The sequence below is a fragment of the Streptomyces sp. NBC_00306 genome (assembly GCF_036169555.1).
Classification (GTDB): Bacteria; Actinomycetota; Actinomycetes; order Streptomycetales; family Streptomycetaceae; genus Streptomyces; species Streptomyces achmelvichensis.
Window position 1 is genome coordinate 5,805,278 of the sequence record NZ_CP108032.1, and the last position, 22,556, is coordinate 5,827,833.

Consider the following 22,556-nt stretch of genomic DNA (forward strand, 5'->3'; position numbering starts at 1 on the left):
GGCTCCGAGGCCCGGGCCCCCGGCTCACTCCCGGTCGGCTCCCTGCCGCAGGACCTCCCGCTCACCCCCTGCCCACGTACTCCAGCAGCGACCGCGCATCCGCGCCCACACCCTCGGCGTCGTGCCGTGCCAGCACTCCCCGGGCCCGGGCCTCCGCCGCGTCGGCCGCGCCCAGGTCCGCCTCCAGCCAGCCCGCCAGGAGTTCCGACCTGGCCCGCTGCTCGGCGTACTGCTCGCCCGCCGCCGTGAACGCGGCGATCGCCTTCTCCGCGGACGCCACCGCCTCCGTGTACGCGGCCCGTGCCGAGCCGTCGGTGTCGTCCTCGCCCGGTCCGCCCTCGACGGCGGACGCGATCAGCTCCGCGGTCTGCCGATGGGTGTCGGCCAGTTCGGCGCGGAGCCCGTCGCGTGCCTCCCGGTCGTCGGCACCCTCCAGGGCTGCCTCACACGCCTGCGCCGCCGATGTCATCAGCTCGCGTGCCACCGCCGGGCCGGCCTGGCCCTCACGGACGGCGATCCAGGCCCGCACCCGTAGCGTCCGCACATACGCGTGGACGTCGCCCAGCTCCCGCCACAGCTCTCCGGCACGCTGATAGGCGAGCTCCGCCTCGGAGTTGAGGTCGGCCCGGTACAGCGCCTGGCCGGCGAGGTTCGCGAGCATCGCGTGGTCGCGCTGCTCCGGCCACCCGCGCGCGATGTCCGCCGCCCTGAGCCAGTGCTCGGCGGCCGACCGCGGCTCGTTCAGCGCCGCCAGACAGTCGCCCAGCCACCACAGCGTCTGCACGATCATGCCGTCGCCGTGATCGTCGGCGGTCAGGTCCGGCAGCACGGCCTCCAGCACCGCGGCGCTCTCGTCGACGCGGCCCAGCTGGAGCAGGAAGCCGCCGAGCCGGTGCCGCGCGTACGCGCCGTTGCCCTTGCTCTCGCCCGCCTCGTCCGCCCAGTGCGCCGCCTCCAGCGCGTGCTCGGCGGCCTCGGCGAGCTTGTCGTTGTCCGCCAGCGACTCCACGAGCTGGAGGTGCAGCCGGCACAGCCCGCCCGCTTCGGCATAGGCGCGTGCGTGCTCCAGGGCCGCGCGGGAGGCGCGCTCGGCCGTCTCCGGGTCGCCGAGATGCCGGCTCACCCCGGCGAGCTGGGTCTCGGCCTCGACCGCGTACCAGGGGCGTTCCGCGGCGATGTACGCCTCGGCTGCCCGGGTGTACAGCCGGGCGGCCTCCTGCGCGTCACCCCCGAAGGCCATGATGTTGCCGAGGTAGCCGAGCGCCTCGCCGACCGTGGTGCCGACGCCCGCGTCGTCCCGGTGCGGCTCGGCGAAGGCCAGCAGCTCCCGTACGGACTCCTCCAGCGCACCGACCGCGGCCGCCGTGTCCTCGGACAGGTGGATCCGGTCGTTGAGGATGCGGCAACGGCACAGCAGCACCCGGCTCACCTGGTGGGCGCTCGCGCTGCCTTCCGCATGGAGGCCGAGCATCCGGGCGCGGAGCCCGGCCAGTTCGGCCAGCGCCTCGTCGAAGCGCTCGTCGGAGTGCTCGTCCTGGCAGAGCGCGTAGGCGGCCCTCGCCCGTGCGGCCACCGCCCGGCCGAGGTCACCCGCGCTCTCGTAGTGGTCCGCGGCGGCGCGGAAGTGCGCGGCGCTCTCGGCGGGCGGCACCGTGCGGTCCAGGCCCCGGTGCTCCTCCAGCTCGGCACGGTCGCGCGCGCCGAGCTCGGCACCCTCGTGCCCGGCCGCGGCGGCGACGGCCGCCCAGGCCTCCAGCGAGTCGGGGCGCTGCGCCTCCGAGAGGCTGCGCGCCTCGGCCAGCAGCGAGTCGAGGGATGCCGCGGGCGCGGGGACCGGGGCCGGGCGCGGCACCGGGACGGGCCGGGAGGGGCGCAGCCCCAGCGGCAGCCGTTCCAGCAGCGGTTCCTGGTCCATCCGTTCCCGGATCGTGCGGCTCACCTCAAAGCTGCCGTTGCGCTCGTCGAACCGCGCCGCGAGAGCGAGGGCCTCCTTGCGGGCGTGCACGGCCAGTTCGCGCGCCGTCCAGTCGCGGCCGCCCGGTCCGGCGAGACTCTGCTCCCCGTGGCCGAGGGCGGTGAGCCGGTCGGTGAGCAGCGCCGTCACCGCGAGGTAGCCCATCAGGCTGCTCGGCTCCCCGGAGTCGGTGAAGTACGCCGGACGCTCGGCGAGGATCTCCAGACCGCGTGCCTCGTTGCCCGTCAGCGCCAGGAACTCGACGTGCTGGGCGACGGCGCTGCGCATGCTCTCCATCGAGCGCACCATCCGGTGGCCCCGCAGATGGTGTGCGCGGGCCTGGTCCGGCCGCCCGAGACGGAGCAGGGGCAGCAGCGAGGACGAGAGCACGGCGTGCGGCTCGTGAGCACAGCTGAACTCGCCCTCGTACACCGGCCGCCAGGTCTCCAGCGCCTCCGCGTCGTCGCCGCGGTGCGCCAGGTACGAGCCCTGGGCGCGCAGCTCGCAGGCCCGGCAGTCGCTCTTGTTGTCGCGGTCCGCCGCCTGCCAGGCCGCGTACGCGCGCTCCGCGCGCTCCGTGTCGCCCACATGGCGTGCGATCCGCAGCTCGCCCTGGCGCACGGCACGCTCGGAGTGCCCGGCGACCCGGTAGCGGTGCTCCATCTCGCCCTGCCACTTCTCGATGGAGGCGAGCGGGATGTGCGGCTGGTCGATCATGCCGCTGGAGACCCACTTGAACATCCAGAACAGACTGTGCGTCTGCTGTCCGTCGAAGTCCCCGGGCCGTTCGTCCCACATACGCAGCAGCCGCGAGAACGGGACGAACATCTTGTCCGCCTCGGAGCTGTAGTTGTAGACCTGCATCAGATGGTTGAGGCCGTCGATCAGCAGCTCGGTGTCGCCCGACTGCTCGATGCCGGCGAATATCCGCTCCGCGCGGGCGTTGCGCGCCGGGCCCTCCGGCTCCTCGTAGTTGTCGGCCAGGGCCTGCCGCAGGGATGTGACGTCGGTACTCATCGGCCGTTCTCCTGGTCGTGGGTGGCCCATTCGAGCAGGCCGACGAACGCGCGGTTGAGCAGCGCGGAGTCGGCCGGGCGCAGCGGCCGCTGCGCCATCAGCAGGGCCTGCCCGTACAGGGCCTCCGTCGCGGTCCCGGCGAGTTCCCTGTCGTCGAGCGAACTGATCCTGCGGATCAGGGGGTTGAGGTGGTTCAGCACCAGCCGGGCCCGCGGCGCGCTGCCGCGCAGCGACCCGAGGATGCCGGCCCACAGATCGTCCGCCTGCTCCTCCGCCTCGGCGCGCGAGCGCTCATGACGGGCCGCACGGTCGTCCAGATGCAGTGCGGGCACGGTCAGCGGATGGAAGGCGCGCAGCGCCACGTCGCAGCCCAGCGGATCGAGCTTGGCGCGGGCCGCCGCGAGGAAGCCCGCCAGCGCGAGTTCGGCGTCCGGGTCCACGGTGTCGAGATGCGCGGTGACGGTGTCGGCGTCCAGTTCGGCGACGACGGTTCCGGGCCGTACCGAGGGGAGCTTCTCGACCAGTTCGGTGTCGTACGTGTAGCCGCCGTTGACGACACCGATGCCCTGCGCGGACGCGATCGGTGCGACCTGGCGGTACTCCTCCACGGTGCGCGTGAAGTGCACCACCGGATGCCGGCGGGCGAACTCCTCCAGCGAGAGCGAGCCGTCGGTCGTCTCGAACGGCAGCCACGGCAGCATCGTGCGCAGCATCTCGCCGTCGTGCCTGGCCAGCGACTTCACACCCAGGTGGTGGACGGACAGGAACTGCGCCAGCCGGTCGGGATCACCGGCCGCCAGAGCGGTGAGCCACTCCCTGATCCGGGCGCCGAGCGCCTCCCGCACGGCCGCCAGCGTCTCGTCGGCGTACAGCGACTCGCGGGAGGCGGTGGGCCGCAGCGAGTCGGTGTCGATCACACAGCGTACGAAGAAGGCCCAGTCCGGGAGGAGTTCGTCGGCCCGGTCGGTGAGCAGCATGCCCTTCAGATGCACCCGGTGGCCGGAACGCTGGGCGGGGCTGACGGCCTGGGGCAGGACGTAGGCGACTCCGCGGACCCCGGCGAGCGGGACGTTCAGGTCGAGCGAGTCGAGCGGGGTGAAGCCGAACAGCTCGTGGCAGTGGCGCGCAAGAGCCACCCGGCGGGCCGCCGGGCCCGGGTGGGCGCGGTCCCAGGGCGAGGGCAGATCGGTGACCGCGGTGTCCCCGACCCGTACGTCGTAGGGCAGCAGCGAGCCGAAGTCCCGGGCGAGCGCGAGCACCCGCTCCTCGGTCAGCCAGTCGCCGCTGCCCGGGCGGGCGGTCAGGTGCACGGTCGTGCCCGGCTCGGGACGCGCGCTGTCCGGCAGCGTACGCACGGTGTACGAACCGTCGTCACGGGCCGACCACTCCACGGGCGGCGCGTCCGGCGTCCGCGCCGAACGGCTGACCACGCGGATCTCGGCCGCCACGACGAAGCAGGCGAGCAGCCCGATGCCGAACTGGCCGAGGAAGTCGGCGCGCGCCGAGGCGATGCCGTCGGCACCGGCACGCTTGGAGCTGCGCCCGATCGTGGCGAGCAGGCTGTGCACATCGCTCTCGGTCAGACCGATGCCGGAGTCCTCGACGCGCAGCCGCCCGTCCTCGGCGAAGAGGCGTACCCGCGCGGGCGCGTCCGGTTCCTCGGCCCGCCGGGCCGTGATCGCGTCCACGGCGTTCTGCAGCAGTTCGCGCAGATACACCTTGGGGCTCGAATAGAGGTGATGGGAGAGAAGATCCACCAGGCCGCGCAGATCCACCTGGAAGGTGTGCGGGGTGGTCTCGGACGTGGGTCGCGTGGTCTCAGAAGTCATCGTCGCTGCGCCGGTGGGGGGACGAGCGGCGGCGCGGGTCGGGCGATCCCGTCGAAGGTGATCGCGGCGTGGGCAGGCAGCGGGGAAGGCGGGGGAGACCGCGCCATCCTAGGGTCCACGGCACCGGTGTGACCAGCGGTTATCCACAGCTGCACGACGTCTGTCGGTGCCGTGGTGTGCAATGGATCGCGTGTCCGCGCTCGACGAACCCCTGAAGAAGACGCTCGGAGCCGCCACCGCGAAGGTGATGGCCGAGCAGCTCGACCTGCACACCACCGGCGATCTGCTGCACCACTACCCCCGGCGTTATGAGGAGCGCGGCCAGCTCACCCGGCTCGCCGAGCTGCCGCTGGACGAGGACGTCACCGTGGTCGCGCAGGTCGCCGACTCCCGGGTGCACACCTTCAACGCCGGCCGCGGCAAGCGGCTGGAGATCACCATCACGGACGGCAGCGGCCGGCTCCAGCTGGTCTTCTTCGGCCGGGGTGTGCACAAACCGCACCAGGAACTGCTGCCCGGCAGCCGGGCGATGTTCGCCGGCAAGGTCTCCGTCTTCAACCGCAAGCTCCAGCTGGCCCACCCGACGTACGCCAAACTCGCCGCCGACAGCGGGGACGACTCCGCCGACGTCGAGTCCTGGGCGGGCGCGCTCATCCCCATCTACCCGGCCTGCAAGGGGCTGGAGTCGTGGAAGATCGCCAAGGCGGTCGACGCCGTGCTGCCGAGCGCCACGGAGGCGGTCGATCCACTGCCGCCCGCGCTGCGAGAGGGACGCGGCTTCGTCCCGCTGCCCGAGGCGCTGCTGAAGGTCCACCGGCCGCACACCAAGGCCGACATCGAGGACGCCCGGCAGCGGCTGAAGTGGGACGAGGCGTTCGTGCTCCAGGTGGCGCTGGCCCGGCGCCGCTTCGCGGAGACCCAACTGCCCGCCGTGGCCCGCCGGCCCGTCCCGGGCGGGCTGCTCGACGCCTTCGACGCCAAGCTGCCCTTCACCCTCACCGACGGGCAGATCAAGGTCACCGAGGAGATCTTCGGCGACCTGGCCACCGAGCACCCGATGCACCGGCTGCTCCAGGGCGAGGTCGGCTCCGGCAAGACCATGGTCGCCCTGCGCGCCATGCTCACCGTGGTGGACACCGGCGGTCAGGCGGCGATGCTCGCGCCCACCGAGGTCCTCGCCCAGCAGCACCACCGCTCCGTCGTCGAGATGATGGGCGAGCTCGCCGAGGGCGGCATGCTCGGGAGCGCGGAGAAGGCCACCAAGGTCGTGCTGCTCACCGGTTCGATGGGCGCCGCCGCCCGCCGGCAGGCGCTGCTCGACCTGGTGACCGGTGAGGCCGGCATCGTCATCGGCACCCATGCACTCATCGAGGACAAGGTGCAGTTCCACGATCTCGGACTCGTCGTGGTCGACGAGCAGCACCGCTTCGGTGTGGAGCAGCGCGACGCCCTGCGCTCCAAGGGGAAGCAGCCGCCGCATCTGCTGGTGATGACCGCGACCCCGATCCCGCGGACGGTCGCCATGACGGTCTTCGGTGACCTGGAGACCTCCGTACTGGACCAGTTGCCCGCCGGCCGCTCACCCATCGCCACCCATGTCGTCCCGGCCCAGGACAAGCCGCACTTCCTGGCACGCGCCTGGGAGCGCGTCCGCGAAGAGGTCGGCAAGGGCCACCAGGCGTATGTGGTGTGCCCCCGCATCGGCGACGGCGAGGACGAGAAGACGAAGAAGAAGTCCGCCGAGGACGAGGCGGAGAAGAGGCCGCCGCTCGCCGTCCTGGAGATCGCCGAGGAGCTCTCCCGCGGAGCCCTCGACGGGCTGCGCGTCGAGGTCCTGCACGGCCGGATGGCGCCCGACGACAAGGACGACGTCATGCGCCGCTTCGCCGCGGGAGAGGTGGACGTCCTGGTCGCCACCACCGTGATCGAGGTCGGGGTCAACGTCCCGAACGCCACCGCCATGGTGATCATGGACGCGGACCGGTTCGGTGTCTCGCAGCTGCACCAGCTCCGCGGCCGGGTGGGCCGTGGCTCCGCCCCCGGACTGTGCCTGCTGGTCACCGAGATGCCCGAGGCGACCCCGGCCAGGGCCCGGCTCGGCGCGGTCGCCGCCACCCTCGACGGCTTCGAGCTCTCCCGTATCGACCTCGAACAGCGCCGCGAGGGCGATGTCCTCGGTCAGGCCCAGTCGGGTGTGCGCTCCTCGCTGCGGATGCTCACCGTCATCGACGACGAGGAGGTCATCGCCGCCGCCCGCGAGGAGGCCGTCACGGTCGTCCGCGAGGACCCGGAGCTGGAGCGGCTCCCCGAGCTGCGCACGGCCCTGGACGCCCTGCTGGACAAGGAGCGCGAGCGGTATCTCGACAAGGGCTGAGACACTGGTCCGTGAGGATGTTGGCCAGGCCGGCCGGCACGAGTTCCCGGCCGCTTGCGAGTGAGGACTGAGATGACCCGCGTGATCGCCGGTACGGCCGGCGGACGCCGCCTGGCCGTCCCGCCCGGCACCGGCACCCGCCCCACGTCCGACCGCGCTCGCGAGGGCCTCTTCTCCAGCTGGGAATCGCTCCTCGGCACGCTGGCCGGACTGCGGGTCGCCGATCTGTACGCGGGCTCCGGCGCCGTCGGCCTGGAGGCGCTCTCCCGCGGTGCGTCCCACGCGCTGCTCGTCGAGGCGGACGCCCGCGCCGCCCGCATCGTCCGGGAGAACGTCCGCACGCTCGGACTGCCGGGTGCCGAGGTCCGTACCGGCAAAGCGGAACAGATCGTGACGGGTCCGGCGCCGGGTGACCCCTACGACGTGGTCTTCCTCGACCCGCCGTACGCCGTCACCGACGATGATCTTCGCGAGATCCTGCTCACACTCCGCTCTGAGGGCTGGCTCGCGGACGATGCCGTCGTCACCGTGGAGCGCAGCACCAGAGGCGGTGAATTCGTCTGGCCGCAGGGCTTCGAACCGGTGCGGGCCCGTCGCTACGGCGAGGGAACGCTTTGGTACGGTCGCGCCGCCTCTACGTGCGAAGACGCACCATGACCGGACCGGAGAGCGAGGGACTTCAGTTGCGCCGAGCAGTCTGTCCGGGGTCGTTCGACCCCATCACCAACGGACACCTCGACATCATCGCCCGCGCCTCCAAGCTGTACGACGTCGTACATGTCGCGGTGATGATCAATCAGTCCAAGCAGGGACTGTTCACCGTGGACGAGCGGATCGAGCTGATCCGCGACGTCACCAGCGACTACGGCAACGTCGAGGTGGAGTCCCACCACGGCCTGCTCGTCGACTTCTGCAAGCAGCGGGACATCCCGGCCATCGTGAAGGGCCTGCGGGCGGTCAGCGACTTCGACTACGAGCTGCAGATGGCCCAGATGAACAACGGCCTCTCCGGCGTCGAGACGCTCTTCGTCCCGACCAACCCCACCTACAGCTTCCTCTCCTCCAGCCTCGTCAAGGAGGTCGCCGCGTGGGGCGGTGACGTCTCCCACCTGCTGCCTCCCGTCGTGCACGAGGCACTCACCCGGCGGCTCGCCGAGAAGTGACGTACTGACAGCCCGTCACCCGGTGTCCGGCGGGCGGTCGGGGGCCGTACAGTCGTCCCGTCCGTCTCATATCAGGCAGAGAGTGGCGAGTCACGGTGGACGTGCAGAAGAAGCTCGACGAGATCGTCGAGGCGGTGGGCTCAGCCCGGTCCATGCCCATGTCGGCCTCCTGCGTGGTCAACCGCGCCGAGCTGCTCGCCATGCTCGAAGAGGTCCGTGAGGCCCTGCCCGGCTCGCTCGCGCAGGCCCAGGAGCTGATCGGCGGCCGTGAGCAGCTGGTCGCCCAGGCCCGCCAGGAGGCGGAGCGGATCATCGAGAGCGCCCACGCGGAACGCGGCTCGCTGATCTCGGACACCCATGTCGCCCGCCAGTCCCAGGACGAGGCGGACCGCATCCTCTCCGAGGCCCGCCGGGAGGCCGAGGAGATCCGTGCGGAGGCCGACGACTACGTCGACTCCAAGCTCGCGAACTTCGAGGTCGTCCTCACCAAGACCATCGGCTCGGTGGACCGCGGGCGCGAGAAGCTGCTCGGCCGCGGGCCCGGCCTGGACGCGCAGGGGTACGCCGACGAGGACGCCCCCGAGTACAGCTCGGACCCGCAGACCCTGATCGGCCGCGCCGACGAGTACGTGGACGCCAAGCTCGGCGCCTTCGAGGCGGTCCTGTCCAAGACCCTGGAGGCCGTCGGCCGCGGCCGGCTGAAGCTCCACGGCCGCACCACCAGCGACGCGCTCGGCGAGCACATGGCCGCCCAGGACGCCGCGGGCGCCCAGACCCGCTCCAGCGACGCCGACTATCTGGCCGGACTGGCCGAGATCCCGGAGCCCCAGCAGCCCCCGGTGCCGCAGCAGGCCCCTGTGCCCCAGCAGCCGCAGTACCAGCCGGTGGCCGAGGCCCAGCCCGCGATCCCGGCCCAGCAGGACCCCTACGCCGCCACGGGCTACGGCGACCAGCACCAGCACCAGCAGTACGCGGCGTACCAGCAGGACCCCTACGCCGGATATCAGCAGCAGGGCTACGACCAGCAGTACGGGCAGCAGGACCCGTACGCGTACCAGCAGCCGGTCCAGCACCAGCCACAGCAGCAGGCCGCGGCCCTCGACGAGACCAGCCTCTTCGACACCAGCATGATCGACCTCGAACAGCTGCGCCGGTACGAGCAGGGGCGCTGACCCGGGCGGAGCGGCTGCCGACGGGGACCGGATTGGGTCTACGGCGGCCCGTCCGGTAACCTGGTTCTTCGGTCGCGCGTAGATCCGCGATCCAGGCTGCCCGCTCCCTCGGAGCACGGGCCGGCCCACTCCCCACGATTCGAAAGCAGGAAGACCCCTGAACGCCCGCCTCGACCACCGCAACCCCCTCGTGTTCGACACGCACGAGCTGGGCCGGCGTCCCGGCGCGCTCCAGCGGCTCTCCCGCTCGGTGGAGGCGCCCGGTTCACCGGCGACCTTCGGTATCGAAGGAGTCATCGGCGTACCGGAAGACGCGCCGGTGAAGCTCGACCTCCGTCTCGAGTCGGTCATGGAAGGTGTGCTTGTCACCGGCACCGCCCGTGCGACCGCCGAGGGGGAGTGCGTAAGGTGTCTGGAGCCGCTGCACCAAGAGGTCGCGGCGGACTTCCAGGAGATGTTCTCGTACCCGGACGCCGATGACCGGAGCCGCACTCGCACTGCGGAACCGGTCGACGACGCCGAGGACGAGGACACGCTCTTTCTCGAGGACGGCCTGTTCGACCTCGAGCCCGTGCTGCGTGATGCGGTGGTGCTCGCACTGCCGATGCAGCCGGTGTGCCGGGAGACCTGTGCCGGCCTGTGTTCCGAATGCGGAATCAGGCTGGACGAGAACCCCGGTCACCACCATGACGCCGCCGACATCCGGTGGGCGGCACTGCAGGGACTCGCCGAAACCATCAAGGACGGCGAGAAGGACAACATGGGCGGCGCCGAAGCGGGCGTCGACGAGAAGCAGGAGAAGTAGCCGTGGCTGTTCCGAAGCGGAAGATGTCGCGCAGCAACACGCGCCACCGCCGGTCGCAGTGGAAGGCTGCGGTCCCCACCCTGGTTTCGTGTGAGCGTTGCCAGGAGCCGAAGCAGCAGCACATCGCGTGCCCGAGCTGCGGCACCTACAACAAGCGCCAGGTCCTCGAGGTCTGAGCGGCTGGTGAGAGGCCCGATGTCTGAACTGTCCCATGCCAAGAAGCAGGCAGACGCAGTAAACACAGCCAACGCAGCCTCGTCCCACACGCTTCTGGAAGGGCGGCTCGGGTATCACCTCGAGTCCGCCCTTCTGGTGCGAGCACTGACCCACCGGTCGTACGCGTACGAGAACGGCGGCCTGCCCACCAACGAACGGCTCGAGTTCCTCGGGGACTCGGTGCTCGGTCTGGTGGTCACCGACACGCTGTACCGCACCCACCCCGACCTGCCGGAAGGCCAACTGGCCAAACTGCGGGCCGCGGTGGTCAATTCGCGTGCGCTGGCGGAAGTCGGTCGCGGTCTGGAACTGGGTCTCTTCATCCGGCTCGGCCGGGGTGAAGAAGGCACGGGCGGACGGGACAAGGCATCCATCCTCGCCGACACCCTTGAAGCGGTGATCGGCGCCGTCTATCTCGATCAGGGTCTCGAAGCGGCGTCCGAGCTGGTGCACCGGCTCTTCGACCCGCTGATCGAAAAATCCTCGAACCTCGGTGCGGGCCTGGACTGGAAGACCAGTCTCCAGGAGCTCACCGCGGCCGAGGGACTCGGCGTTCCGGAATATCTCGTCACGGAGACGGGCCCGGACCACGAGAAGACCTTCACTGCTGCCGCCCGCGTCGGTGGTGTCTCGTACGGCACCGGCACCGGCCGCAGCAAGAAGGAAGCGGAGCAGCAGGCGGCGGAGTCCGCATGGCGGGAGATCCGTGCCGCCGCGGACGACCGAATCGCCGCCGCCAAGGCCGAGAAGGCCGAGGCGGAGAAGGCCGAGGCCGACAAGCTCGCTGCCGCGGCAGCGAGCTCGGAGGAGACGGTGGCCACCGCTGCCGACGCCTCCGGCGAAGAGGCCTCCGACGAAGAGGACGCCGACACCTCTTCGTCCTCGGAACCGGCGGACCGGGCCACGGCCTAGTCCTTCGAACCGGTGGTCCGGGCCCCGGCCCGGACCATGGCGCTGCATTCCTTCCGACCACGTCGGGGCCCCTCGTTCCCTCCCCGGGAACGCAGGGGCCTCCGCGTTTTTCCGCAGGTGACGGAGAGGTACGCTGCGGGCGTCACTCCGAGCCTCCCCGGAAGGAGCCCCGTGCCCGAGCTGCCCGAGGTCGAGGTCGTGCGTCGCGGACTGCAGCGCTGGGTCAGCGGACGGACGATCGCCGAGGTGCAGGTCCTGCACCCGCGCGCGGTGCGCCGCCATCTCGCCGGCGCCGGGGACTTCGCGGCCAGGCTCAAGGGGCACAGCGTCGGGATAGCGCGCAGGCGGGGGAAGTATCTGTGGCTGCCGCTGGCGGACACCGACAGTTCCGTCCTCGGACACCTCGGCATGAGCGGACAGCTCCTGGTGCAGCCGGAGGACGCCGCCGACGAGAAGCATCTGCGGATCCGGATCCGCTTCGACGACTCCCTGGGCACCGAGCTCCGGTTCGTCGACCAGCGCACCTTCGGCGGGCTCTCGCTCCACGACAACACCCCGGACGGGCTGCCCGACGTCATCGCGCACATCGCCCGCGATCCGCTGGACCCGGCCTTCGACGACGGTGGCTTCCACACCGCGCTACGGCTGCGGCGTACCACCGTGAAAAGAGCACTGCTGGACCAGTCGCTGATCAGCGGGGTCGGCAACATCTACGCCGACGAGGCCCTGTGGCGGGCGAAGCTCCACTACGAGCGCCCCACGACCGGCCTGCCCCGTGCCCGCTCGGCCGAGCTGCTGGGTCATGTGCGGGACGTGATGAACGCGGCCCTGGCCGTCGGAGGCACCAGCTTCGACAGCCTGTATGTGAACGTGAACGGCGAATCGGGCTATTTCGACCGCTCGTTGGACGCCTACGGCCGCGAGGGCGAGCCCTGCCGGCGCTGCGGCACGCTGATGCGGCGACGTCCCTGGATGAACCGTTCCAGCTACTTCTGCCCGCGCTGCCAGCGCCCGCCGCGCATCGTGCGCACGCCGCTGCCCGGGAAGCTCTAGCCCCCGGGCAGCTCCCGGCGCGACTGCTAGAAGCCGAAGTCCTGCGTCCACCACGGGCCGCCGTCGGCCATGTGGACACCGACGCCGAGCGTCTTGTAATCGCAGTTGAGAATGTTTGCCCGGTGGCCTTCGCTGTTCATCCACGAATTCATGACCGCGGAGGCGTCGGCCTGGCCGCGGGCGATGTTCTCGGCACCGAGGTTGTTCACGCCGGCCTGCGCGGCGCGGTCCCAGGGGGAGTCGCCCTCGGGGTCGGTGTGGCCGAAGAAGCCGCGGTTGGCCATGTCCTTGCTGAAGGTGCCGGAGAGCTTGGCGAGCGGGGCGTCGGTCCGGACCGGGCTGCAGCCCACCTTGGACCGCTCCTCGTTCACCAGGTTGAGCACCTCGGCCTCGGCCGCTGCCTCGGAGGAGGACGAGACGGGCTTCTGCCGGTCGGGAGCGCGATCGGGAGCGCGGTCGGGGGAGCGTGACTCCGTACGGGTCGGGGCGCTCTCCTTCTTCTCCTTCTCGCTCTTCTCGGGAGCGGGCTTCGCCGGCTTCGGGGCCGGAGCCTTCGTCGACGGCTTGGCCGTCGGCTTCGCGGGCTTGGTGGGCTCCGCGGGCTTCACGGGCTTCACGGGCTTCACGGGCTTCTGAGCAGGGCTTTTCGCCGGTGCCTTCGGACGCGGGGGCGTCGTGGCGGGCGCGGTCGGTGCAGACGGCGCGGACGGCGCGGATGCCTCGGGCGTCGGCTCGGCGCTCGCGTCGCCCTGGGTCTGGAGCCGGGCGGATCCCTCGCTGCGCACCTGCTTGGCGGGCGAGCTCTCGCCGCCCACGACGGAGGTGTCGTCACCCGGCAGCAGGCCGGACGCAACGATCACGGCGCCCACCGCCACGGCAGCGGAGACGCCGAGCAGCCCAGTGCGTACGGGCCTGCCCGCACGTTTGGCGGAGCGTCGATGACGTCCCATCTGCTGGCCTTCCTTGTGCTCGACGGCTGTACAAAAAAGAGGCTCACCCGAATGGGTGAGTTTCATTTCGACCGGACTGTACGGCATAACACCGAATAGGGATGTGATGCAGCACTGATCCATTCGCTACCTTGCAGCCATGAATGATGTTGCACGTCTGACGGCGTGGGTACGCGGCCGAGTACAGGGAGTGGGCTTCCGCTGGTTCACCAGGGCAAACGCTTTGGAGATCGGCGGGCTCACCGGCTTCGCCCTCAATCTGGACGACGGCAGGGTGCAGGTCGTGGCCGAGGGTCCACGTGAGAATTGCCACCGTCTGCTGGACTGGCTGCGGTCCGACGACACACCCGGTCGAGTCGACGGCGTCACTGAGATCTGGGACACGCCCCGCGGAGGGTACGAGGGCTTCGCGATCCGCTGAGGGTCCGCCGCCGGCCCGCCCCGCCAGTCGCGGAACGCATCCCTCCGGCACCTGTCCGTGGCAGAAACAGCCTGGTGGTTGCCAAGAAGGGCTTGTCATGCCAGGCTGCGGCCGTAAGGATGATCTCCACGCCCCCAGGCCCCGGAGAAGAGGCTCCACCGCGCGTTCCGCGGCAGTGAGCACCCGGGTTCGCCCTTGATACGGGGTGTGATCGTGTTGACCGTCAAACTTTTTGGTGAGACTCTGGAAGCCCCGCGCACCTTAGCTGTTTGGCAGTACGAACCGCAGCGACATGAGCACCAATAGCACTGTCGAGCACCGCGGGTGCGATTCCCTCACGACCCACACCGCTTCCGGTCGGTCACTCAGTGTGGAGGACCATCCATCATGGCAAAGGCGCTTCTCGGTTACGTCGGCGGCTCCGACCCGCGACTCCTCGCCGAGATGCGACGGCTTCAGCAGCGCGTCCAGGACCTCGAATCCGAGCTTGTACGGATCCAGTCCGAGAACGACGCGCTCAACGCTGCCGTCGCCAAGCACCCTGGAGAGTCGCTGCTTGACGGCATCGACATCGACGTACCCCAGGCGGAGCCCGCGCTCACCTGACAGAGCTCGGTCACGCCTGTAGATCAACCGCACAAGATATGCAAGGGACGCTTCGGCGTCCCTTCTTTCTTTCCCCCCGGCGCTTTACAGTCCTTCTTCTACCGCGTGATCTGCCCTGCGCCCTCATGGGTGAAACCGTGAGCCGCCCGCCGTCCCGGATGGCGAGACCGAGCGCTCCGGCGAACTGCCTTTGGAGGCAGGCCGGGACGGGCCGGGTCCGGCGGTCCGAGCGAGGCGAAAGGTAGAGTCCGGCTGCGTGCACCTCAAGGCCATGACCCTGCGCGGGTTCAAATCCTTCGCCTCCGCCACGACACTGCGGTTCGAGCCGGGCATCACCTGTGTCGTCGGCCCCAACGGCTCGGGCAAGTCCAACGTCGTGGACGCACTGTCCTGGGTGATGGGCGAGCAGGGGGCCAAGTCGCTGCGCGGCGGCAAGATGGAGGACGTCATCTTCGCCGGGACGACCGGGCGCCCGCCGCTCGGCCGCGCCGAGGTCTCCCTCACGATCGACAACTCCGACGGCGCTCTGCCGATCGAATACGCCGAGGTCACCATCACGCGGATCATGTTCCGCAACGGCGGCAGCGAGTACCAGATCAACGGCGACACCTGCCGGCTGCTCGACATCCAGGAGCTGCTCTCCGACTCCGGCATCGGCCGCGAGATGCACGTCATCGTCGGCCAGGGCCAGCTCGACTCCGTCCTGCACGCCGACCCCATGGGGCGGCGGGCGTTCATCGAGGAGGCCGCCGGCGTCCTCAAGCACCGCAAGCGCAAGGAGAAGGCGCTGCGGAAGCTGGACGCGATGCAGGCCAATCTCGCCCGGGTCCAGGACCTGACCGACGAACTGCGGCGGCAGCTCAAGCCCCTCGGACGGCAGGCCGCGGTCGCGCGCCGCGCCGCCGTCATCCAGGCGGACCTGCGCGACGCCCGGCTGCGGCTGCTCGCCGACGATCTCGTACAGCTCAGGCAGGCACTGAGCACCGAGGTCGCCGACGAGGCCGCGCTGAAGGAACGCAAGGAGGCGGCCGAGGCCGAACTCAAGGCCGCGCTCGGGCGGGAGGCCGATCTCGAGGACGAGGTACGGCGGCTCGCGCCGCGGCTCCAGCAGGCCCAGCAGAGCTGGTACGAACTCTCCCAGCTCGCCGAGCGGGTCCGCGGCACCGTCTCGCTGGCCGACGCCCGGGTCAAGAGCGCGACCGCGCAGCCCGCGGAGGACCGGCGGGGCCGCGATCCCGAGGACATGGAGCGCGAGGCCGCCCGGATCCGTGAGCAGGAGGCCGAACTGGAGGCCGCGCTGGAGGCGGCGGAGCGCGCCCTGGACGACACCGTCGCGCACCGCGCCGATCTGGAACGGGAACTCGCGGTCGAGGAACGCCGGCTCAAGGACGTGGCCCGTGCCATCGCCGACCGCCGCGAAGGCCTCGCCCGGCTGGGCGGCCAGGTGAACGCCGCCCGCAGCAGGGCCGCTTCGGCGCAGGCCGAGATCGACCGGCTGGCCGCCGCCCGGGACGAGGCGCAGGAGCGGGCGGTCACCGCCCAGGAGGAGTACGAGCAGCTCCAGGCCGAGGTCGACAGCCTCGACGCCGACGACACGGAGCTGGGTGAGCGGCACGATGCGGCCAAGCGGGAACTGGGCGAGGCCGAAGCGGCCCTGAGCTCGGCCCGCGAGGAACTCACCGCGGCCGAACGCAAGCGCGCCGCCGTCGCCGCCCGGCGCGAGGCGCTCGCGCTGGGCCTGCGGCGCAAGGACGGCACCGGTGCCCTGCTGGCGGCGAAGGACCGGCTCGGCGGACTGCTCGGACCGGCGTCGGAGCTGCTCACGGTCGCACCCGGCCATGAGGTACCGGTGGCGGCGGCCCTCGGCGCGGCCGCCGACGCCGTCGCCGTCTCCACCACGGCGACGGCCGCGGATGCACTGCGGCTGCTGCGCAAGAACGATGCCGGTCGCGCCGCCATACTGCTGGCCGACGGCCCCGAGACCGCCGAACAACGGCACCCGGACGGTCCTGTGTACGCCGCCGATCTGGTGCGCGGTCCCGAGGAACTGATGCCGGCCGTGCGCTCGCTGCTGCGGGGCATCGTCGTCGTCGGCACGCTGGAGGACGCCGAGGACCTGGTCCACGCCCGGCCCGGACTCACCGCCGTGACGGCCGAAGGCGATGTTCTCGGTGCGCACTTCGCGCAGGGCGGCTCGGCCGGTGCGCCGAGTCTGCTGGAGGTGCAGGCCTCCGTCGACGAGGCCGCCGCCGAGCTGGAGGAGCTCGCCGTGCGGTGCGAGGAACTGGCGGCCGCCCAGCAGCAGGCGGCCGGACGGCGCACCGCATGTGCCGGGCTCGTCGAGGAGTTGGGGGAGCGCCGCAGGGCGGCCGACCGGGAGAAGTCGGCCGTCTCCGGCCGGCTGGGCCGGCTCGCGGGGCAGGCCCGCGGCGCCGCGGGCGAGGCCGAGCGGACGACCGCGGCCGTCGCCCGGGCGCAGGAGGCGCTGGAGCGGGCCCGCGGGGAGGCCGAGGAACTGGCCGAACGGCTGCTGGTGGCCGAGGAGGCGCCCGCCGAGGAGGAGCCCGACACGCACGTACGGGACCGGCTCGCCGCGGACGGCGCCAACGCGCGGCAGACCGAGATGGAGGCCCGGCTCCAGGTCCGTACGCACGAGGAGCGGGTCAAGGGGCTCTCCGGGCGGGCCGACGCGCTCGACCGCGGAGCGCGCGCCGAACGTGAGGCGCGGGCACGGGCCGAACAGCGCCGCGCACGGCTGCGGCACGAGGCGGAGGTCTCCTCCGCGGTGGCGAGCGGTGCCCGCCAGCTGCTGGCCCATGTCGAGGTCTCGCTGGTGCGCGCCGAGGCCGAACGGGTCGCTGCCGAGGGGGCGAAGGCCGAGCGGGAGAGGGAGCTGACGGCCGCCCGCAACGAGGGCCGCGACCTCAAGAGCGAGCTCGACAAGCTCACCGACTCGGTCCACCGGGGCGAGGTGCTCGGCGCCGAGAAGCGGATGCGGATCGAGCAGCTGGAGACGAAGGCGCTCGAAGAGCTCGGTGTGGAGCCCGCCGGGCTGGTCTCGGACTACGGGCCGGACCAGCTCGTGCCGCCGTCGCTGCCGGCCGAGGGCGAGGAGCTGCCGGAGGACCCGGAGCACCCGCGCAACCAGCCGCGACGTTTCGTCCGCGCCGAACAGGAAAAACGCTTGAAGTCGGCCGAACGGGCGTATCAGCAGCTCGGAAAGGTGAATCCGCTGGCCCTTGAGGAGTTCGCGGCGCTGGAGGAGCGCCACAAGTTCCTCTCGGAGCAGCTCGAAGACCTGAAGAAGACACGGGCCGACCTGCTTCAGGTGGTGAAGGAGGTGGACGAGCGTGTCGAGCAGGTCTTCACCGAGGCCTACCGCGACACTGCCCGGGAGTTCGAGGGCGTCTTCTCCCGCCTCTTCCCCGGGGGCGAGGGACGGCTGATCCTGACCGACCCCGACAACATGCTCACCACGGGTGTGGATGTGGAGGCCAGGCCGCCGGGCAAGAAGGTCAAGCGGCTCTCCCTGCTGTCGGGAGGCGAACGTTCGCTGACCGCGGTGGCGATGCTGGTGTCGATCTTCAAGGCGCGGCCGAGCCCGTTCTACGTGATGGACGAGGTCGAGGCGGCGCTCGACGACACCAACCTCCAGCGTCTGATCCGCATCATGCAGGAGCTCCAGGAGTCGTCCCAGCTGATCGTGATCACGCACCAGAAGCGGACGATGGAGGTCGCGGACGCGCTGTACGGCGTGTCCATGCAGGGCGACGGAGTCTCCAAGGTCATCAGTCAGCGCCTCCGCTGAAAACTCTTCAACTCTTGAACTGAAGTCCACACGCCTGTGTCCCAAATCCGTTGGCGGTGAGGTCTTGACTTCGAAACTTGAACGAATAGTCTCTGCAACGTTGCTTTTACCTTCAAGTGGTGGGCCGCATGAAGTTGTGCGCCACTTGAAGGGCTCGCCCCCCACGCCCGGCGCTGCCGGAGGCCCCAGGAGTACACGTGACCAGCACTGAGCCACCACCGGCATCGGGCGCCCGAGAGGCCCACCCCGACCACCTCGGGCATGTCATCTTCATCACGGCCTCGGCCGCGATGGGCGGATTCCTCTTCGGCTACGACAGTTCGGTCATCAACGGAGCCGTCGAAGCCATCCGCGACCGCTACGACATCGGGTCCGGAACACTCGCCCAGGTCATCGCCATCGCCCTGATCGGCTGTGCCATCGGCGCCGCCACGGCCGGCCGTATCGCCGACCGCATCGGCCGTATCCGCTGTATGCAGATCGCCGCCGTGCTCTTCACGATCAGCGCGGTCGGCTCGGCCCTGCCGTTCGCCCTCTACGACCTCGCCTTCTGGCGCATCGTCGGCGGTTTCGCCATCGGTATGGCCTCGGTCATCGGCCCCGCCTACATCGCCGAGGTCTCCCCGCCCGCCTACCGAGGCCGGCTCGCCTCCTTCCAGCAGGCCGCGATCGTCATCGGTATCGCCATCTCCCAGCTGGTGAACTACGGCATCCTCCAGATCGCCGACGGCGACCAGCGCGGCGAGATCGCCGGCATCGAGGCCTGGCAGTGGATGCTCGGCGTCATGGTCGTCCCGGCCGTGCTCTACGGACTGCTCTCCTTCGCGATTCCCGAGTCGCCCCGGTTCCTCATCTCCGTCGGCAAGGTCGCCAAGGCGAAGGAGGTCCTCGCCGAGGTGGAGGGCACGAAGATCGACCTGGACGCCCGGGTCGCCGAGATCGACCGGGCGATGCGCCGGGAGCACAAGTCGACGTTCAAGGACCTGCTGGGCGGGCGCTTCGCCTTCCTGCCCATCGTGTGGGTCGGTATCGGCCTCTCGGTCTTCCAGCAGCTCGTCGGCATCAACGTCGCGTTCTACTACTCCTCGACGCTCTGGCAGTCCGTGGGCATCGACCCGACCGACTCGTTCTTCTACTCGTTCACCACGTCGATCGTGAACATCATCGGCACCGTGATCGCGATGGTCCTGGTCGACCGGGTCGGCCGCAAGCCGCTCGCCCTGATCGGCTCCGCCGGTATGGCCATCGCCCTCGCCGTCGAGGCATGGGCCTTCTCCGCCGACCTCGTCGACGGCAAACTGCCCGACACCCAGGGCCTCGTCGCCCTGATCGCGGCCCATGTGTTCGTGCTCTTCTTCGCCCTCTCGTGGGGTGTCGTCGTGTGGGTCTTCCTCGGCGAGATGTTCCCGAACCGGATCCGCGCCGCCGCTCTCGGCGTCGCCGCCTCCGCGCAGTGGATCGCCAACTGGGCCATCACCGCGAGCTTCCCGAGCCTGTCGGACTGGAACCTCTCGGCCACCTACATCATCTACACATTCTTCGCCGTGCTCTCCATCCCCTTCGTGCTGCTGTTCGTGAAGGAGACCAAGGGCAAGGCGTTGGAGGAGATGGGCTAATCCCCGCTGCCCCTCTTCTCTTCACGGAACTGCCCCGGCTCGCCGATCGAGCCGGGGCAGTCCGCCGTCAACGGGCCCTACGCGGCGGTCAGCCGGGGAATCACCTGCTCGGCGAAGAGCTGGAGCGAACGCCATCCCTCGTCCAGCGGCATCCCGCCGCACAGCGGATGCAGGACCAGACTGTCGGCCCCGAGGCCCACGCACTCCTCGGGCGTGACGATCCGGTACACCCCTTCGGCGCGCAGTTCCTCCACCGTCGTCGCCTTCGACCGCACCGCCGATCGGATGTCCGCGGACTGCCAGGAGGCGTACGTGCGCGCCTCGTGCAGGAAGTGCTCGCCGAACTCCGCCCAGGTGCGGTCGGGGTCCTCGGACAGATGCAGCAGGGGTGTCTTCTCCGCGGGCATCATGCAGAAGCCGTCCGTGCCGTACTGCGCGCGCAGTTCCTGGTAGTACGCCTCCAGTTCGGGCAGATGCGCACTCGGGAAGAACGGCAGCCCGAGACGGGCCGCCCGCCGCGCGGCCGCCTTGGAGGAGCCGCCGACCAGCAGCAGGGGATGCGGCTGGGTGTACGGACGCGGGGTGACCTGGACCGTACGGCCGCGGTAGCTGAACGGCTCGCCCTTCCAGGCCGTCAGCAGCGTCTCCAGCAGCTCGTCCTGAAGCGCGCCGCGCCGGCTCCAGTCGGCTCCCAGCTGCTCGTACTCCTCCGGCCGGTAGCCGATGCCCGCGACGATGACGAGCCGGCCGCGCCCGATCAGATCGAGCACGGCGATGTCCTCGGCCAGCCGGAGCGGATCGTAGAGCGGGCCGATGATCGCGGAGACGGTGACCGCGATGCGGCTCGTGCCGCCGAGCACGGCTCCGGCGAACACGAAGGGGGAGGGCAGCCAGTTGTTGACCGCGCCGTGGTGCTCCTCGGTCTGGATGGTGTCGATACCGCGGTCGTCGGCGTACGCGGCCATCTCCAGCGCCGCGCGGTAACGGGCCGCGAGCGTCTCGGGTGTCGCGCCGGGATCGACGAGATTGAAGCGGGCCACTGTGAAGGCCATGGGGACGTCCCCCTCCACCGGTTGTGAACCTGGCGAGGGAGGACGTTAGCTGACGTGGTGTCAGATTCCCAGGGTCCGGACCGGCCGGGCTTCCGGTGGCGGGGGAGGAGCGGGGCTCGCAGGCCCCGCCGGGGTCAGAGCGACAGGCGTACGGGTTCGGCCTGTGCCGCTTCCGCGCTCGTCGCCGCCGCCGGGGTCCCGGTCCGGGGCAGCACGGCGTAGAGCGCCGCCGCCACCACGATCGTCACTCCCCAGCCGAGACCGTTCTCGCCGAGCCACGACGTGGCGAGCGGCCCCGAGAACCAGTCGGTCCTGGTGAACAGCAGACCCACCAACAGCGCGGCGGCCCAGGACGCCGTCGCCTGCCAGGCGAAACCGCCGCGGTACCAGTAGGCGCTGGTGCGCGTGGTGTCCATCAGGGCCGCGCCGTCGTAGTCCTTCCGGCGCAGCATGTCCACGCCGAAGACACCGATCCACGCGGAGAACGCCACCGCCAGCAGCGTCAGGAACGAGATGAACGAGCCGGTGAAGCTGGTCGCCACCACCATCAGCAGGAAGCCGAGGACCAGGCTGATGACCGCGTTCACACTGACGGCCCAGGCGCGCGGGACCCGGATGCCCAGGGTCTGCGCGGTGAAGCCCGCCGAGTACATGGACATGGAGTTGATCAGCAGCATGCCGACCAGGGCGATCAGCAGATAGGGCACGGCGAGCCACAGCGGCAGGATCTCGCCGATGAACGCCACCGGGTCGGTGGCACTCGCCAGGTCCGGAGTCGAGACCGCCATCACCGCGCCCATCAGCACCATCGGCAGGACGACGATCCCGGCGCCGCCGATCGTCGAGCCGACCACCGCCCGGCTGGACGCGGTCCGCGGCAGATAGCGGGTGAAGTCCGGGCCCGAGGGGACCCAGCTGATGCCGCCCGCCGCGATCGTGCCGATGCCGGCGACCATCATCGCCGTCGACCCGGCCGGCTTGTCGAAGACCGCCGACCAGTCCGTGCCCGCGACCAGATGGACCAGGACGAGCACGCTGAAGGCGCCGAAGAGATAGGTCGACCAGGTGCTGCACCGCCGCAGGGCGTTGATGCCCAGTCCCGACACGAGGAAGGTGCAGGCGACGAAGAGCAGCAGCGTCACGATGATCAGCGCGGTGTTGCTGCGTACGCCGAAGAGCAGATCCAGCACGGTCAGCACGGCATAGGCGCCGGTCACCGCGTTGATCGTCTCCCAGCCCCAGCGCGCGACCCAGATCAGCGAGCCCGGCAGCAGATTGCCGCGCTGCCCGAAGACCGCGCGGGACAGGGCCATGCCGGGGGAGCCGCCCCGCTTGCCCGCCACGGATATCAGGCCGACGATGCCGTACGAGACGACGGGGGCCGTGATCGCGACGACCAGGACCTGCCAGAAGTTCAGACCGTTGAACACCACCAGCCCCGCGCCCATCGTGAGCAACAGCACACTGATGTTGGCGGCGACCCAGGTGGGGAACAGTTCGCGGACGTGGCCTGTGCGCTCCCCGTCGGGGACGGGTTCGAGACCGCGCGTCTCGACCGCGCTCTCTGTCGCGCCTTCGGCATCGGAGGCGTGGGGCATGGGGGAGCTC

General features: G+C 70.7%; 17 protein-coding genes. 12 read left to right on the top strand and 5 right to left on the bottom strand.

The genetic code is table 11. From position 1 onward, the window contains the following. Nucleotides 1–61 precede the first annotated feature (61 nt). On the bottom strand, nucleotides 62–2,971 hold the full coding sequence (locus OHA05_RS26045; protein ID WP_328861850.1) for a tetratricopeptide repeat protein: 2,910 nt from the start codon (nucleotides 2,969–2,971) through the stop codon (nucleotides 62–64). Then, nucleotides 2,968–4,800, bottom strand: coding sequence for an HSP90 family protein (locus OHA05_RS26050; RefSeq protein ID WP_328861851.1), 1,833 nt, complete (start codon nucleotides 4,798–4,800; stop codon nucleotides 2,968–2,970). Before OHA05_RS26050 ends, OHA05_RS26045 begins: the two co-directional genes overlap by 4 nt. A gap of 181 nt (nucleotides 4,801–4,981) precedes the next feature. Between OHA05_RS26050 and recG the strand changes: the two genes are divergently transcribed. The 8 genes from recG to mutM all read left to right on the top strand — a co-directional run bounded on the left by recG (nucleotide 4,982) and on the right by mutM (nucleotide 12,495). Beyond that, nucleotides 4,982–7,174 carry an ATP-dependent DNA helicase RecG gene (gene recG, locus OHA05_RS26055; protein WP_313943866.1) on the top strand — a complete coding sequence of 731 codons (2,193 nt, stop codon included), beginning with the start codon at nucleotides 4,982–4,984 and terminating at the stop codon, nucleotides 7,172–7,174. 72 nt (nucleotides 7,175–7,246) lie between these two features. Beyond that, entirely contained in the window at nucleotides 7,247–7,831 is a 585-nt protein-coding gene (gene rsmD / locus OHA05_RS26060; RefSeq protein ID WP_328861852.1) for a 16S rRNA (guanine(966)-N(2))-methyltransferase RsmD, read from the top strand. A 26-nt stretch (nucleotides 7,832–7,857) separates the two neighbouring features. Then, nucleotides 7,858–8,337 (top strand): pantetheine-phosphate adenylyltransferase, encoded by a 480-nt coding sequence (gene coaD / locus OHA05_RS26065; protein ID WP_313948853.1) that lies wholly within the window; start codon nucleotides 7,858–7,860, stop codon nucleotides 8,335–8,337. Between the two features lie 95 nt (nucleotides 8,338–8,432). Further along, nucleotides 8,433–9,509 carry a DivIVA domain-containing protein gene (locus OHA05_RS26070; protein WP_313943864.1) on the top strand — a complete coding sequence of 359 codons (1,077 nt, stop codon included), beginning with the start codon at nucleotides 8,433–8,435 and terminating at the stop codon, nucleotides 9,507–9,509. 190 nt (nucleotides 9,510–9,699) lie between these two features. Then, complete coding sequence (locus OHA05_RS26075; RefSeq protein WP_313943863.1) at nucleotides 9,700–10,314, top strand: YceD family protein; 615 nt, start codon at nucleotides 9,700–9,702, stop codon at nucleotides 10,312–10,314. A 2-nt stretch (nucleotides 10,315–10,316) separates the two neighbouring features. Then, entirely contained in the window at nucleotides 10,317–10,490 is a 174-nt protein-coding gene (gene rpmF / locus OHA05_RS26080; RefSeq protein WP_026165248.1) for a 50S ribosomal protein L32, read from the top strand. A gap of 19 nt (nucleotides 10,491–10,509) precedes the next feature. Continuing rightward, a complete protein-coding gene (gene rnc, locus OHA05_RS26085) occupies nucleotides 10,510–11,442 on the top strand; it encodes a ribonuclease III (RefSeq protein ID WP_328861853.1) in 933 nt (310 codons plus the stop codon). A 171-nt stretch (nucleotides 11,443–11,613) separates the two neighbouring features. Further along, nucleotides 11,614–12,495 carry a bifunctional DNA-formamidopyrimidine glycosylase/DNA-(apurinic or apyrimidinic site) lyase gene (mutM, locus tag OHA05_RS26090; protein WP_327679787.1) on the top strand — a complete coding sequence of 294 codons (882 nt, stop codon included), beginning with the start codon at nucleotides 11,614–11,616 and terminating at the stop codon, nucleotides 12,493–12,495. A gap of 26 nt (nucleotides 12,496–12,521) precedes the next feature. Here the strand turns inward: mutM and OHA05_RS26095 are convergent, their stop codons facing one another. Then, nucleotides 12,522–13,445 (bottom strand): CAP domain-containing protein, encoded by a 924-nt coding sequence (locus OHA05_RS26095; protein WP_443043847.1) that lies wholly within the window; start codon nucleotides 13,443–13,445, stop codon nucleotides 12,522–12,524. Between the two features lie 139 nt (nucleotides 13,446–13,584). Between OHA05_RS26095 and OHA05_RS26100 the strand changes: the two genes are divergently transcribed. The 4 genes from OHA05_RS26100 to OHA05_RS26115 all read left to right on the top strand — a co-directional run bounded on the left by OHA05_RS26100 (nucleotide 13,585) and on the right by OHA05_RS26115 (nucleotide 19,896). Further along, the gene (locus tag OHA05_RS26100) at nucleotides 13,585–13,866 is read left to right on the top strand and encodes an acylphosphatase (RefSeq protein WP_313943859.1); all 282 of its coding nucleotides are present in this window, start codon (nucleotides 13,585–13,587) and stop codon (nucleotides 13,864–13,866) included. Between the two features lie 387 nt (nucleotides 13,867–14,253). Continuing rightward, nucleotides 14,254–14,472, top strand: coding sequence for a hypothetical protein (locus OHA05_RS26105; RefSeq protein WP_313943858.1), 219 nt, complete (start codon nucleotides 14,254–14,256; stop codon nucleotides 14,470–14,472). Nucleotides 14,473–14,728: 256 nt separating this feature from the next. Next, the gene (smc, locus tag OHA05_RS26110) at nucleotides 14,729–18,280 is read left to right on the top strand and encodes a chromosome segregation protein SMC (RefSeq protein ID WP_328861855.1); all 3,552 of its coding nucleotides are present in this window, start codon (nucleotides 14,729–14,731) and stop codon (nucleotides 18,278–18,280) included. 197 nt (nucleotides 18,281–18,477) lie between these two features. Next, nucleotides 18,478–19,896, top strand: coding sequence for a sugar porter family MFS transporter (locus OHA05_RS26115; RefSeq protein WP_313943856.1), 1,419 nt, complete (start codon nucleotides 18,478–18,480; stop codon nucleotides 19,894–19,896). A 77-nt stretch (nucleotides 19,897–19,973) separates the two neighbouring features. On the opposite strand, the gene OHA05_RS26120 is transcribed toward OHA05_RS26115, so the two are convergent. Then, nucleotides 19,974–20,948, bottom strand: a complete 975-nt coding sequence (locus OHA05_RS26120; protein WP_328861856.1) for an LLM class flavin-dependent oxidoreductase — start codon at nucleotides 20,946–20,948, stop codon at nucleotides 19,974–19,976. Nucleotides 20,949–21,082: 134 nt separating this feature from the next. Then, a complete protein-coding gene (locus tag OHA05_RS26125; RefSeq protein WP_328861857.1) occupies nucleotides 21,083–22,546 on the bottom strand; it encodes a cytosine permease in 1,464 nt (487 codons plus the stop codon). Between the last annotated feature and the right edge of the window lie 10 nt (nucleotides 22,547–22,556).